The following is a 14,151-nucleotide window of genomic DNA, read 5'->3' as shown; positions in this document are numbered from 1 at the left end:
CCACTTCAGAGCAGAAGCGGTGATTAATTTTTTAACGTTGGCTGATGCTTTCCAATACCTCAAAATAGGTCGGGAAAGTCTTGGCAGTACATTTAGGATCGTTAATAATGACCTCTATTCCGCCTACTGCCAACATCGAAAAGCACATCGCAATACGATGGTCGTTGTAGGTGTCAATGTCGGTGACCACAAACTGTTGCGGCGGCTCGATTTCAATAAAGTCATGGCCTTCCAAGACCGTCGCACCGACCTTTTTCAACTCTGTAGCCATCGCCGCCAGTCTGTCAGTTTCTTTTACCCGCCAGTTGTAGATATTGCGAATCGCAGTTGGGCCTTTGGCAAATAAAGCGACTGTGGCTAATGTCATGGCCGCGTCAGGAATGGCATTGGCGTCAATATCAACACCGTTGAGATCGCCTTTACGTACCACGATTTTGTCATCAAACCAGTCAATTTTGGCGCCCACTTGCTCCATAACCTTGGCAAAGCCAATATCGCCTTGTACGCTATTTTTACCGACACCACGAATTTCTATTTCACCACCAGCAATGGCCGCAGCTGCAACAAAATACGACGCAGAAGACGCATCCCCTTCGACGAGAATTTCACCAGGGGACTGATATTGCTGGTTACCCTTTACGCGGAACACTTGGTAATTGTCATTTTCAACCTGCACACCAAATTGGTGCATTACGCCGAGTGTAATATCAATATAAGGTTTTGAAACCAAATCACCTTTTATATGAATTTCACTATCGCCGGCAAAAAGTGGCGCAGCCATTAATAATGCAGTTAAAAATTGACTCGAAATGGAACCGTCAATCGCGACTTTGCCGCCAACTAAACGCTTGCCTGTGATCTTAAGCGGTGGATAATCTCGATTTTTTAGATATTCAATCTCAGCACCTAAATCAATCAACGCATCCACTAAGTGACCAATTGGACGCTCTTCCATACGCGGTTCACCAGTCAAAGTAAACTCACCCACTGTGCTGGCAAGCACTGCAGTTAAAGGTCGAAAAGCAGTACCCGCGTTACCTAAAAATAATGGCGCAACAGGCGTTAATAAACGTCCGCCTTGGCCTTTCACTAGCGCTTCCGTTTTGTCGGCGTTTAGGCTGACTGTCACTCCCATTTCGGCCAACGCGGCTAACATGTGGCGAATATCGTCGCTATCCAGCAAATTGGTGACTTTAGTTTCACCTTCACACAACGCGGCTAACAGCAAAATCCGGTTAGATAAACTTTTTGAGCCGGGTAAGGTCACGACACCATTGACTGACTTGATTGGCGCTAAGCGCAGCTGTTCAAATGCGCGCTCCATCAGCTGTGCTCCTTCGCAAATTTATCCATAAATGCGACGAGTGCTTGCACCCCTTCAAGCGGCATGGCGTTGTAGATGCTCGCTCGCATACCGCCGACAATACGGTGGCCTTCAAGCGCCACTAAACCAGCTTGCTGCGCCTCAGCAAGGAAAGTGGCGTTAAGTGCATCGTCTTTTAACCAAAACGGCACATTCATTTGCGAGCGACAATGTGAAGCGACTTTGTTGCTGTAAAAGTCTGAACTATCAATATAATCGTACAGCAGCTGGGCTTTGGCAGCGTTACGCTCAGCCATGGCTTTTACCCCACCATTGGCTTCTAAGTGTTTAAATACTTCTGCCGCTAAATACCAAGCAAAAGTAGGCGGCGTGTTATACATACTGCCTTGTTTTGCTTCAAGCGCGTAATCCAAAATAGCAGGTTTAACCAAACCTGGGCGCGTCAGTAGCGACTTGCGCACAATGACGATACAAAGCCCTGAAGGACCAATATTTTTCTGTGCACCAGCATAAATCAGGTCAAAATCATCAACATTGATTTCGCGCGATAAAATGTTCGACGACATATCGGCGACAATCGGCGCACTCGAGTGTTTTGGTACATCAACTATCTCAATGCCATCAATGGTTTCATTTGGGCAGTAATGCACAAACGCAGCGTTTTCTGGCAATTGCCATGCACTTACGGGCAGAATATCGAACTTACCTTCAGCATCACAGCGAATATCCACAGCATGAGTTGGTAAATATTTTTTACCTTCGTCAGTGGCACCTTTTGACCAAATGCCGTTTTCTACGTATACGCCGGGTAAACCATCAATGAATAAATTCAGCGGCACTGCAGCAAATTGACCACGACCACCGCCGTGCATAAACAGCACTTCAAACTCGTCAGAGATATTCATTAATCTGCGTAGGCTAGCTTCGCACTCTTTCACCATAGCTAAAAATGGCTCGGAGCGGTGGCTGACTTCCATGACAGATACCCCTAGGCCCTGCCAATCAAGAAATTCCTGCTGCGCTTTTTTCATCACCTCAGGGGGTAACATCGCAGGACCTGCGCAAAAATTATAAACTGTCATTGTTTTCCTCATTCCAATAATGACTTGCCACTTGGTTTACGCAAGGTGCAGTAAACATGTTAACTGTGGCAGTGTTAATAAAAAAGCGGCCGAAGCCGCTTTTCAAATTCTCTTATTCCGGTGCCTGTTCGTCATTCACCGTGGTTTCAGCGGTCAGCTCCTGACCGTCGATTTCGTCGAATTCATCAACTTCTATCTCGTCGATACGTTGTAAACCAACTACTTGTTCGCCGTCAATAGTACGGATCAAAATAACCCCTTGGGTATTACGTCCAACTACTGAAACTTCATTTACACGGGTACGTACTAATGTACCTCTGTTTGAAATTAGCATGATCTCGTCATTGTCTTGTACCTGTACCGCGCCAACAACGTTACCATTACGCTCAGAAACCTTAATTGAAACCACACCTTGAGTCGCACGACCCTTCACTGGGTATTCTTCTAGCGGCGTACGCTTACCATAACCATTTTCGGTCACAGTTAATACTGCACCATCGTTCTTCGGCACAATTAACGATACTACTTTCTGACCGTCGGCAAGTTTGATACCACGTACACCCGTGGCGTTACGACCCATAGGTCTTACGCCTTTGAAAACGATTTCTGGGTTGCCGTTTTCATCAAAGATTGGGTTGCCATCTTCATCCGTCGCTTGTGATTCTTCCGCCTCTTTGAAGCGCACCACTTTACCTGCGTCAGAGAACAACATGATCTCAGAACTACCATCTGTGATATCTACCCCAATCAGGCTATCGCCTTCTTTTAGGTTAATCGCGATGATACCGCTTGAACGTTGGCGTGAGTATTCAATCAGTGAAGTTTTCTTCACTGTTCCGTCTGCCGTAGCCATGATGATGTACTTGTCGGCAGCATATTCACGGACTGGCAAAATCGCCGTAATACGTTCGTTAGCTTCAAGTGGTAGCAAGTTGACGATTGGCTTACCACGCGCAGTACGAGACGCGAGTGGTAACTGATACACTTTCAACCAATACAAACGACCTGACGTTGAGAAACATAAAATCGTATCGTGCGTGTTAGCAATCAATAAACGTTCGATGAAATCTTCATCTTTCATACGCGTTGCTGATTTACCTTTACCACCACGACGCTGCGCTTCGTAATCTGAAAGCGGTTGATACTTCACATAGCCTTCATGTGAGAGCGTTACCACTACGTCTTCTTCAGTGATCAAATCTTCTAAGCTGATATCATGCGCTGCAGCACTGATTTCAGTACGGCGGCCATCACCATAGTTAGCTTTGATATCGACTAATTCGTCACGGATCACTTCCATCAAACGCTCAGGAGAGCCAAGGATATAAAGTAACTCAGCGATTAAATCTAACAGCTCTTGATATTCAGCTAAGATCTTTTCGTGCTCAAGACCCGTTAGTTTGTGTAAACGTAGGTCAAGGATAGCTTGTGCTTGTTGCTCAGACAGATAATACATGCCGTCGCGAATGCCCAGCTCTGGTGCCAACCAATCTGGACGTGCAGCGTTCTCTTCACCTGCCTTTTCAAGCATTGGGCCAACAGTACCCAACTCCCAAGCGCGTGACGTTAACGCAATTTTCGCTTCTGAAGGGCTTGGTGAGCGGCGGATAAGTTCAATGATAGGGTCGATATTCGCCAGTGCAATCGCCAAACCTTCTAGGGTATGAGCGCGATCACGGGCTTTACGCAAATCATAAACCGTGCGGCGTGTTACCACTTCACGACGGTGAATGATAAATGCCTCAAGCATTTCTTTAAGGTTGAAACACTTCGGCTGGTTGTTATCCAAAGCAACCATGTTGATACCAAACACAGTTTGCATTTGTGTTTGCGCATACAGGTTGTTCAGTAGGACTTCGCCGACTTCACCGCGTTTCACTTCAATAACGATACGCATGCCGTCTTTATCAGACTCATCACGTAGCGCACTAATGCCTTCGATTTTCTTTTCTTTAACCAGCTCCGCAATCTTTTCGATTAGACGCGCTTTGTTCACTTGATATGGAATTTCGTGAACAATAATGGTCTCACGACCGGTCTTTTCGTCAGTTTCTATTTCTGCGCGAGCACGGATGTAAATTTTGCCACGGCCGGTTTTATAGGCATCAATAATGCCTTTCTTACCGTTAATAATGGCAGAAGTTGGGAAATCTGGACCCGGAATATATTCAATCAAGTCTTCAATGGTCAGATCCGGATTTTGGATCAAAGCCAAACAACCATTGATCACTTCTGTTAAGTTGTGCGGCGGAATATTCGTCGCCATACCAACTGCGATACCCGAAGAACCATTAACTAATAAGTTTGGTACTTTAGTTGGCAACACATCAGGGATCTGCTCTGTGCCATCGTAGTTTGGTACGTAATCAACAGTTTCTTTTTCAAGATCAGCCAGTAGCTCATGCGAAAGCTTTGACATACGGACTTCCGTATAACGCATTGCTGCCGCTGAGTCGCCGTCAACAGAACCGAAGTTACCTTGGCCGTCCACCAGCATATAACGGAGTGAGAAAGGTTGAGCCATACGAACAATCGTGTCGTACACTGCGCTGTCACCATGCGGGTGGTATTTACCGATCACATCACCGACCACACGCGCCGACTTCTTATACGGTTTGTTCCAGTCATTTTTTAGCTCATGCATTGCAAACAGCACGCGGCGGTGAACAGGCTTAAGCCCGTCACGCACGTCTGGAAGGGCACGGCCGACGATAACGCTCATCGCGTAATCCAAATAGGAATTTTTTAGTTCGTCTTCAATATTGACTGGCAGGATTTCATTGGCGAGATCAGACATTTGACTCCACTTTCCTTCAGTGTCACTCACTTTTATGTCACACTTGCGACCTGTGAGCGCGTTATTATTAAAATTTTCGAGCGGCCATCGTATCATATTTTTCGCAAATTGACAGGCCGGAAATTTTGCGAATTTAAATTGACCCCTTTTATAATGCGCTCAAATTAACGAGGAAGCTTTTTATGACCGAACACCAAAATGTAGACAACGCAGAAATTGCCAAATTTGAAGCCATCGCCGAGCGTTGGTGGGACCGAGAAGGTGAATTTAAACCGCTTCATGATATCAATCCGTTACGATTGGACTTTATCGCTGATAAGAGTAACGGCTTGTTCGGTAAAAAAGTACTCGACGTAGGCTGCGGCGGCGGGATCTTAACCGAGAGCATGGCCCGTATGGGGGCGAATGCCACAGGTATTGACATGGGCCAAGAGCCATTGAATGTCGCCAAGCTACATGCATTAGAAGCACAAGTACAAGTCACCTACTTAAAAACCCCTGTAGAAGCGTTTGCAGCAGAAAACCCTGAACATTTTGATGTGGTCACTTGTATGGAGTTACTTGAGCACGTGCCCGATCCAGAATCTGTAGTACATGCAGTTGCGGCTTTGGCTAAACCGGGCGCAACCGTATTCTTTTCGACCTTAAATAAAACGCTAAAATCCTATTTGCTGGCCATCATCGGTGCAGAAAAAGTGTTAAGAATGGTACCGGAAGGTACACATGATCATGATAAGTTTATTCGCCCCGCGACCCTAATTAGTTGGGCTGAAGCCGCTGGACTTAAAGTACGCGGCAGTGCAGGAATTGAATACAACCCGCTCAGCAAACAATTTACACTCACTAAAGATGTCAGTGTTAACTATATTCTGCATTTTGAGAAATTGGCCTAATGACCTTACAACGCCCCAAAGCGGTATTATTTGACCTTGATGGTACACTATTGGATACCGCGCCAGATCTAAAAAGCGCGCTTAATGAAATACTTGCTGCCGAATCCTTACCTGAGGTTGAAGAACAAGAATTTCGCCCAGCGGTGTCTGACGGCGCAATTGCGATGTTGACTGTTGGTTTTGGCAACCGCCTTGCTAATTATGATGTGGCGGCACTTCGAAAGCGTTATCTCGCGTTGTACGAGCAAATTGGCTGTCGTGATTCACGGCTTTTTACAGGTATTTCCTTGTTACTAAGCGCACTAGCAGAACAAGATATTCAAGTTGCCATTGTCACCAATAAGCCGACCTTTTTAACATTGCCGTTGCTAAAACAGTTGCCCGAACTCAGTCAGATCCCAGTCGTGGTGTGTGGAGATACCTTGGCTGTATCCAAACCACATCCAGAACCATTGTTGCATGCAGCTGCACAATTAAAGATCGCAGCGCAAGAATGTTGGTATGTTGGTGATGCAGATCGTGATGTTGCTGCAGCCAAAGCAGCGGGTATGCAGTCAATTGTTGCAATGTGGGGTTATATCCCAAGTGCGTCACAAGCATACACTTGGCAAGCGGATCATTATGCTACTAACCCAGAAGCATTAATTCACAAGATATAGTGACAAAGAATAGCAAAGGTACTATATATTGTGTTCGGAGTGAAATTTGCGCACTCAGCTGGTGATAAAAAAATCACAGTGTTTGGCGAGATAAAAAAAGCGAAAAAAACCAATTCGCGAGTTGATTTTTAAGAATTTGACTTTGAACTTTAGTTCATAGGTTAGTGCGTGCTAACATTTACGGATTATCCCAATGTTATCCACAATCTGGCGCGGATCTGTCCCTTGCAAATTCAGATCAACCACACTATCTTGTGATCCTCGGTTTGTGGGGCACCATATATAGTGGTGAATTGCTAAGCAATTTAGCTCGCCGTGCGCAAATCCATAAGTACAGTCATTCCTAAAGGGATACAGGCATAACGATGAATCAAAAGCTATCAGTCACTAAAAGAAACGGCCGCAAAGAGCCGTTGGATCTGGATAAGATCCACCGCGTCATAGAGTGGGCAGCTGAAGGCCTGGACAATGTTTCAGTGTCTCAAGTGGAGTTAAAGTCTCACATCCAATTCTATGATGGTATCCGCACTGAAGATATTCATGAAACTATCATCAAAGCGGCCGCAGATCTCATTTCCAAAGACACGCCGGACTACCAGTACCTAGCTGCTCGCCTAGCGGTATTTCATTTACGTAAAAAGGCTTATGGCCAGTTTGAACCACCACGCTTATACGATCACGTCGTTAAAATGGTGGAAGACAAACGTTACGACCAACATTTGCTGATTGACTACAGCGAAGATGAAATCCATCAGTTGGACAGCTTTATTGACCACACTCGTGATCTAAACTTCAGCTATGCTGCGGTTAAACAGCTTGAAGGCAAATACTTGGTACAAAACCGTGTGACCGGTCAGATCTACGAAAGTGCACAGTTCCTTTATATTTTGGTTGCTGCCAGTTTATTCTCAAGCTATCCAAAAGCGACGCGCCTAGATTATATCCGCCGTTTTTATGATGCTGTATCTACCTTTAAAATTTCATTGCCTACGCCAATTATGGCGGGGGTGCGTACACCAACTCGCCAGTTCAGTTCATGCGTACTGATTGAGTGTGACGACAGCTTAGATTCTATCAACGCGACTTCATCGGCTATCGTAAAATACGTCAGCCAACGTGCGGGGATTGGTATCAATGCGGGTCGCTTACGTGCTTTAGGTAGCCCAATCCGTAATGGTGAAGCATACCACACCGGCTGTATTCCATTTTACAAACATTTCCAAACTGCGGTTAAAAGCTGTTCGCAAGGTGGTGTGCGTGGTGGCGCAGCGACCCTCTTCTACCCACTTTGGCACTTGGAAGTAGAAAACCTACTAGTGCTTAAGAACAACCGTGGTGTCGAAGAAAACCGTGTACGTCACTTAGACTACGGTGTGCAATTTAACAAAACCATGTATTCACGCCTAATCAAAGATGATTATATCACTTTGTTTAGCCCGTCAGATGTGCCTGGTTTATACGATGCGTTTTTCCAAGACCAAGACGAGTTCGAGCGTTTATATACGCAATATGAGCAAAACGACAGCATTCGTAAAAAGCGTATTAAAGCGATTGAATTATTCTCAATGTTTGCGCAAGAGCGTGCGAATACGGGCCGTATTTATCTACAAAACGTGGATCACTGTAATACCCATAGCCCGTTTGATCCGAAAGTTGCACCAATTCGTCAATCGAACCTGTGTTTGGAAATTGCATTACCAACTAAGCCGTTGAATAACGTTAACGATCCTGATGGTGAAATTGCGCTATGTACCCTATCAGCGTTCAACTTAGGGGCCATTGAGTCACTGACTGAGCTTGAAGAGCTAGCTGAACTTGCGGTACGTGCGCTTGATAACCTGCTGGATTATCAAGACTACCCTGTTCCTGCGGCGCTAAATGCGACTATGGGTCGCCGTACGCTTGGTATTGGTGTTATCAACTACGCTTACTACCTAGCGAAAAATGGCGTGAAGTACTCAGACGGCAGTGCAAATGGTCTTACACATAGAACATTTGAAGCAATTCAATACTACTTGATGAAAGCGTCTAATGAGCTTGCTAAAGAGAAAGGCGCGTGTCCTAAGTTTGACGAAACGACTTACTCAAAAGGCATAATGCCAATTGATACCTATAAGAAAGATTTGGATGCAATCTGTGCTGAGCCACTGCATTTAGATTGGAATGCGCTACGTGAAAGTATCGTGAAACACGGTATGCGTAACTCAACTTTATCTGCCTTGATGCCATCTGAAACCTCTTCGCAGATTTCGAATGCGACGAACGGCATTGAACCGCCACGTGGCCACATCAGTGTTAAAGCGAGTAAAGACGGTATTCTTAAGCAAGTCGTGCCTGAGTACGAACGCTTGAAAGACAACTATGAATTGCTTTGGGATATCCCGTCTAACGATGGTTATCTGCAATTAGTTGGTATAATGCAGAAGTTTGTTGACCAAACTATCTCTGCTAACACTAACTATGATCCAAGCAAGTTTGAAGGCGGCAAAGTGCCTATGAAACTGTTGTTGAAAGACTTACTGACCGCATACAAGCTGGGCGTTAAAACTATGTACTATCACAATACCCGTGATGGCGCTTCGGATGCACAAGACGAGCTGAAAGCTCAGCCTGAAGATGAAGGCTGTGAAGGCGGTGCGTGTAAGATCTAAAGCCTGCATGCAGCGTTTAGATTAGTACAATAATAATAGCGGGTCCTGAACCCGCTTTTTCAGGTATTGAGTGTTTTTATATGTCATATACTACTTTTAGCCGGATCCATAACGATCAAATGAAAGAGCCAATGTTCTTTGGCCAATCGGTAAACGTGTCTCGCTACGACCAGCAAAAATATCCAATTTTCGAAAAACTTATCGAAAAGCAACTGTCGTTCTTCTGGCGACCAGAAGAAGTAGATGTCAGTAAAGACCGCATCGACTTTCAAGCGTTACCGGACCATGAAAAGCATATCTTCTTGAGTAATCTCAAGTACCAAACGCTACTGGATAGCGTGCAAGGTCGTTCGCCTAACGTGGCGTTATTGCCAATTGTGTCGCTACCTGAGTTAGAAACTTGGATTGAAACTTGGGCATTCAGTGAAACGATTCACAGCCGCTCTTATACCCATATTATTCGTAACGTCACTCAGTCACCTGAAATCATTTTTGACGATATCGTGACCAACGACAAAATCAGTCAACGAGCTGAAGCCGTCACTAAGTATTACGATGAGTTAATAGAGAAAGTAGCAATATATAACCTTTATGGCGAAGGTAAACATGAGATCAACGGTCAATCCGTGGTCATTAACATGTTTGAACTGAAAAAGCTGCTTTATCTATGCATTATGTCGGTCAATATTCTAGAAGCGATCCGCTTTTATGTTAGCTTCGCTTGCTCATTTGCGTTTGCTGAGCGTGAGCTAATGGAAGGTAATGCGAAGATCATCAAGCTTATCGCCCGAGATGAAGCACTACATTTATCTGGCACACAGCACATGCTCAATATTCTACAAGAAGGCAAAGACGACCCAGAAATGGCAATTGTTGCTGCGCAATGTAAAGAGCAAGCAATTCAAATGTTTGTTGAAGCTGCGCAGCAAGAGAAGGAATGGGCAGAGTATCTATTTAAAGACGGTTCTATGATTGGCTTGAATAAAGACATTCTGTGCCAGTACGTTGAATATATTACTAACGTGCGTATGGCTGCGGTAGGTTTACCAATTCAATTTGCCAATAAGAGCAACCCTATTCCTTGGATCAATGCTTGGTTGGTGTCAGACAACGTACAAGTTGCGCCGCAGGAAGCGGAGATCAGCTCGTATCTGGTCGGTCAAATTGACTCAGAAGTTGATGCCTCTGATTTTGGTGACTTCGACCTCTAATGGTTGAAAAGCCTCTCGCTAAAATTCACTTAGTAAACCTGACTGAGCCGCTAACATTTGCGGCTCAGTGCCCTTCGTTACTTGATGCGTTAGAACAGGCCAAAGTGGACGTAAACTACCAATGCCGTGAAGGGTTTTGCGGTGCGTGTCGGGTAAAATTGGTTGCCGGACAAGTCGCTTATAATGTCGAGCCGTTGGCATTTGTGCGCGAGGGAGAAGTACTGAGTTGTTGTTGTAAACCACTCTCTGATATTACCATTGAGTTACCCTAAATTACACCAACTACGCTCGCCCTTCCCGCTTGGCATCCAGCTAAAGTAACTTAGTTAAGGTTGACTCAAAGTAACTGTTTTTGTCCGTAACGGCAACTTGGCCGTTATCTATTACCATATCCCAATGTAAACTCGCCGTTAAATTTTCAACTATATGCTCAATAAAGTCCGCTTGGACTGCAAAAATAGTGACATTATTAAATGCGATCAAATGCGGTGCTAATTCGGCAAACCACTTTTCATCTTCGACGACTAAGACGGCTACTTTAGGATAAAAACGTACGTGCCGTGCTATCTCTACCAGAGATATCGAACCGGCAAACAGCGCAACTTGCACTTCCCCATGTTCATCTTCAGTCCAAACATCCATCACCCCATGGTCAGGGTCTTTTTGCCAATGCGTGAATGGTGCATAGGATAAGGCGCAAAAGCCAAGCAACTTCAACACAAAATGTTGCAGTGATTCATGACGACCTACCGCGGTGGTAAATGATTCCAAGTGGTACACTTGGTGAAATAAATCCGCGACATTGATCCTAGCTTTACAAACAAATGGCTGTGTCATAAGTGATGCTCCCGACTTTAACTATAGAAACAAGGCTTATAAGTGCAACTCAATAGTTATGGTATAACATTATTGTCAAAGCAAAACTGTGGTGTTATATTATCGCAAAATCTTCTTTGGTAGTAGGAATAATGAATACAACGCGCACACTCCTTGCGACTACGCTAGCTAGCCTTTTAGTGTCTCCTGCAGCTTTTGCTGCCACCGTTAAAGGCAAGGTGGTCGATAATAATCAGCACCCAATCAGCAATGCCAAAATTCATTTACACGGTAAAAGCTACGCTGTAAACACGGATAGTAACGGTAACTTCACAATTGAGGTTGATGTTGCAGGTCAAGTTCATATTAGCAAAAATAACTATATTGATGCGCGTTTAGATATCACTCCAACTTCTGATTTTGTTACCGTGACACTCAAACCTGCTGCGGTTGAGAGCATAGTGGTGTTCGCTTCAGCCCTACATAAAAATAATATGGAAATGGCCTCGCCAGTCTCTGTTTTGTCAGGTGATGAGCTTAAAACCAAAGCCAAACCAACGCTTGGTGAAACACTGAAAGGTCAACCAGGGATCAACGCTTCCTACTTTGGCCCAGTCTCTTCAAGCCCTGTGATCCGTGGCCTTGACGGTCCACGTGTAAAAATCACGCAAAATGGTATGGATAGCGGCGATGCCTCGCGCGTAGGTCCTGATCACGCTAACAGTAATGATTCTTTGTCTGCAACACAAATTGAAGTGTTACGCGGACCTGCTACGTTATTATATGGTTCAGGTGCTATCGGCGGTGTGGTGAATGTCGTTGACAATCGCATTCCACAAGACAAGCTTGCTGAATTATCTGGCGCTGCTGAATACAGCCACGATACAAACTCAAATACCAATACCGTTGCAGCGTTATTGGAAGCGGGCAACAATGGCTTTAACTTCCACTTTGATGGTGTTAAACGTAACGGAAAAGACTACGACACTCCTAAATTTGCCGTCCACGATGAACATGATGGTGAAGAAGAGATTTTTGATACTGTCAGCAATACCTTTATTGACAGCGAACAATTTAACGTCGGTACGAGTTTCGTCGCAGATCATTTAACGCTAGGCTTATCATTTGGTCGAATTGATACTGATTATGGCATTCCGGCCCACGCTCACTTTGGTCACGAGCATGAGCATGAGCATGAGCATGAGCATGAGCATGAAGAACATGCTGAAGAAGAACACCAGGAAGACGAAGCCCATGGCGAGGAACAAGAGTCGGTTTTTGCGCGCCTTAAGCAAGACCGTTGGCAAGCATTGGCTACTTATGCGTTCCATAATTCTTGGTTAGAAGCGATTCAAGTACGCGCCGGTTACACTGACTACAAACACAGCGAAATTGAAGACGGACTGATTGGCACAACTTTCACTAACACCAGTAAAGAATTCCGCAGCAACTTTGAACACCGCATTGGTGAGTGGCATGGTACTTTTGGCTACCACTACGCCAATAGCGAGTACGCTGCTGAAGGTGATGAGGCCTTTACTCCTGCAACGAAAACTCGTACTCAAGCTATCTATGCGCTAGAAGAGCGTCAATTCGGTCATTTTACGCTGGAATTAGGTGCTCGAATTGAAGACTTCAACTTAAGCAGCGACATCTACGCAGCACATGACCATGATCACGATCACAGCGAGGCTGATGAGTCTGAGCATGATCACCATGACGAAGCGAGCGAGCATTACTCTTTGGACTTTACTAATGTGAGTGTTTCAGTAGGCGGTGTTTATCAATTTGCTGAAGGCCACAATATAGCGCTTAGCCTCTCTCGCTCTGAACGTGCCCCTTTAACAGCAGAATTGTTGTCAAACGGTATTCATATCGCAACAGGCACATACGAACTCGGTTTAGCCTATCAAATTGAAGACGGCGACCAAGTTCATTTTGAACCCGAAGACATAAAACAAGAAGTTGCCAATAATATTGACTTCAGCATTCGCCGCTACATCGGTGATTTTGGCTACACATTTAACATATTTTACAATGATATTCAGAATTTTTACTATCAACGTAAAACAGACTTAGTATACAGCGCTGAACACGGCTTAGAACTGGCAGAGCATGAGGCTGAAGGCGATGAACATGAGCACGAAGACAGCTTGCCAGTATTTAAGTTTGAAAGTGCTGACGCCAAACTTTATGGCTTTGAATTTGACGCTCATTACCGCATTAATGAACAATCACGAGTAAAAGCGTTTGGCGATAGCACCACTGCAAAACTTGATAGCAACGGATATTTGCCACGCATTCCAAGTAATAAGCTAGGCGTTAATTATGAATTCCAAAATAACGGCTGGACCGCATCTGTTACTGCAACCCATTACTTAACGCAATCACGCTTTGCTAGTTATGAAACTAAAACTGACAGCTATACCTTGCTTGATACCAGCGTTCAGTACGATTTTGCATGGCAAAACAAAGACTTTGTTGCTTACTTTAACATCGATAACCTAACTGATGAATTGGGCTTTGTTCACAGCTCATTTATCAAAGACAAAGCGCCTTTACCGGGACGTAATATCAAATTAGGCCTACGCGGCTACTTCTAGACGATTCCTTGATGTTGATGTAAGAGATAAGGCCACTTCGGTGGCCTTTCAGATTGATGATAAACCCTGCTTTTTTAAGCGGGGTTTATTTTTTCGATAGTTAGGTCGTTTTTTC

10 protein-coding genes are annotated in these 14,151 nt (G+C 44.7%); 6 read left to right on the top strand and 4 right to left on the bottom strand.

What is annotated here, in order from left to right; translation table 11 throughout:
* Window positions 1-31: 31 nt before the first annotated feature.
* The 3 genes from aroA to gyrA all read right to left on the bottom strand — a co-directional run bounded on the left by aroA (window position 32) and on the right by gyrA (window position 5,203).
* Window positions 32-1,324, bottom strand: a complete 1,293-nt coding sequence (gene aroA / locus ACFOEE_RS17520) for a 3-phosphoshikimate 1-carboxyvinyltransferase (RefSeq protein WP_377127359.1) — start codon at window positions 1,322-1,324, stop codon at window positions 32-34.
* Window positions 1,324-2,406, bottom strand: coding sequence for a 3-phosphoserine/phosphohydroxythreonine transaminase (gene serC, locus ACFOEE_RS17515; RefSeq protein WP_377127356.1), 1,083 nt, complete (start codon window positions 2,404-2,406; stop codon window positions 1,324-1,326). Before serC ends, aroA begins: the two co-directional genes overlap by 1 nt.
* Window positions 2,407-2,518: 112 nt before the next feature.
* Window positions 2,519-5,203: a DNA topoisomerase (ATP-hydrolyzing) subunit A gene (gyrA, locus tag ACFOEE_RS17510; protein ID WP_377127353.1), complete on the bottom strand. Its 2,685-nt coding sequence runs from the start codon at window positions 5,201-5,203 to the stop codon at window positions 2,519-2,521.
* Between the two features lie 182 nt (window positions 5,204-5,385).
* Between gyrA and ubiG the strand changes: the two genes are divergently transcribed.
* The 5 genes from ubiG (at window position 5,386) to yfaE (ending at window position 10,889) form a co-directional block, all read left to right on the top strand.
* The gene (ubiG, locus tag ACFOEE_RS17505) at window positions 5,386-6,096 is read left to right on the top strand and encodes a bifunctional 2-polyprenyl-6-hydroxyphenol methylase/3-demethylubiquinol 3-O-methyltransferase UbiG (protein WP_377127350.1); all 711 of its coding nucleotides are present in this window, start codon (window positions 5,386-5,388) and stop codon (window positions 6,094-6,096) included.
* Complete coding sequence (locus ACFOEE_RS17500) at window positions 6,096-6,755, top strand: HAD family hydrolase (protein ID WP_377127347.1); 660 nt, start codon at window positions 6,096-6,098, stop codon at window positions 6,753-6,755. The genes ubiG and ACFOEE_RS17500 overlap by 1 nt, the downstream gene beginning before the upstream one ends.
* Window positions 6,756-7,120: 365 nt before the next feature.
* Window positions 7,121-9,406: a class 1a ribonucleoside-diphosphate reductase subunit alpha gene (gene nrdA / locus ACFOEE_RS17495; RefSeq protein ID WP_377127344.1), complete on the top strand. Its 2,286-nt coding sequence runs from the start codon at window positions 7,121-7,123 to the stop codon at window positions 9,404-9,406.
* Between the two features lie 80 nt (window positions 9,407-9,486).
* Window positions 9,487-10,617 (top strand): class Ia ribonucleoside-diphosphate reductase subunit beta, encoded by a 1,131-nt coding sequence (gene nrdB / locus ACFOEE_RS17490; protein WP_377127341.1) that lies wholly within the window; start codon window positions 9,487-9,489, stop codon window positions 10,615-10,617.
* Window positions 10,617-10,889: a class I ribonucleotide reductase maintenance protein YfaE gene (gene yfaE / locus ACFOEE_RS17485; RefSeq protein WP_377127338.1), complete on the top strand. Its 273-nt coding sequence runs from the start codon at window positions 10,617-10,619 to the stop codon at window positions 10,887-10,889. The genes nrdB and yfaE overlap by 1 nt, the downstream gene beginning before the upstream one ends.
* A 40-nt stretch (window positions 10,890-10,929) precedes the next feature.
* On the opposite strand, the gene ACFOEE_RS17480 is transcribed toward yfaE, so the two are convergent.
* Window positions 10,930-11,454 (bottom strand): YaeQ family protein, encoded by a 525-nt coding sequence (locus ACFOEE_RS17480; RefSeq protein ID WP_377127335.1) that lies wholly within the window; start codon window positions 11,452-11,454, stop codon window positions 10,930-10,932.
* A gap of 131 nt (window positions 11,455-11,585) precedes the next feature.
* On the opposite strand from ACFOEE_RS17480, the gene ACFOEE_RS17475 reads away from it, so the two are divergent.
* On the top strand, window positions 11,586-14,036 hold the full coding sequence (locus ACFOEE_RS17475) for a TonB-dependent receptor (protein ID WP_377127332.1): 2,451 nt from the start codon (window positions 11,586-11,588) through the stop codon (window positions 14,034-14,036).
* Window positions 14,037-14,151 lie beyond the last annotated feature (115 nt).

Origin of the sequence: Pseudoalteromonas fenneropenaei (assembly GCF_042643375.1) — a bacterium.
In the GTDB taxonomy this organism is placed as follows: Bacteria; Pseudomonadota; Gammaproteobacteria; order Enterobacterales; family Alteromonadaceae; genus Pseudoalteromonas; species Pseudoalteromonas fenneropenaei.
The sequence above is the reverse complement of the archived record's forward strand: the minus strand, read 5'-3'. Positions and strand labels throughout refer to the sequence as shown.

Excerpts from the sequence above, each read along its gene's own strand:
- aroA (WP_377127359.1), bottom strand. The coding sequence starts at position 1,324 with ATGGAGCGCGCATTTGAACAGCTGCGCTTAGCGCCAATCAAGTCAGTC.
- serC (WP_377127356.1), bottom strand. The coding sequence starts at position 2,406 with ATGACAGTTTATAATTTTTGCGCAGGTCCTGCGATGTTACCCCCTGAG.
- gyrA (WP_377127353.1), bottom strand. The coding sequence starts at position 5,203 with ATGTCTGATCTCGCCAATGAAATCCTGCCAGTCAATATTGAAGACGAA.
- ubiG (WP_377127350.1), top strand. The coding sequence starts at position 5,386 with ATGACCGAACACCAAAATGTAGACAACGCAGAAATTGCCAAATTTGAA.
- ACFOEE_RS17500 (WP_377127347.1), top strand. The coding sequence starts at position 6,096 with ATGACCTTACAACGCCCCAAAGCGGTATTATTTGACCTTGATGGTACA.
- nrdA (WP_377127344.1), top strand. The coding sequence starts at position 7,121 with ATGAATCAAAAGCTATCAGTCACTAAAAGAAACGGCCGCAAAGAGCCG.
- nrdB (WP_377127341.1), top strand. The coding sequence starts at position 9,487 with ATGTCATATACTACTTTTAGCCGGATCCATAACGATCAAATGAAAGAG.
- yfaE (WP_377127338.1), top strand. The coding sequence starts at position 10,617 with ATGGTTGAAAAGCCTCTCGCTAAAATTCACTTAGTAAACCTGACTGAG.
- ACFOEE_RS17480 (WP_377127335.1), bottom strand. The coding sequence starts at position 11,454 with ATGACACAGCCATTTGTTTGTAAAGCTAGGATCAATGTCGCGGATTTA.
- ACFOEE_RS17475 (WP_377127332.1), top strand. The coding sequence starts at position 11,586 with ATGAATACAACGCGCACACTCCTTGCGACTACGCTAGCTAGCCTTTTA.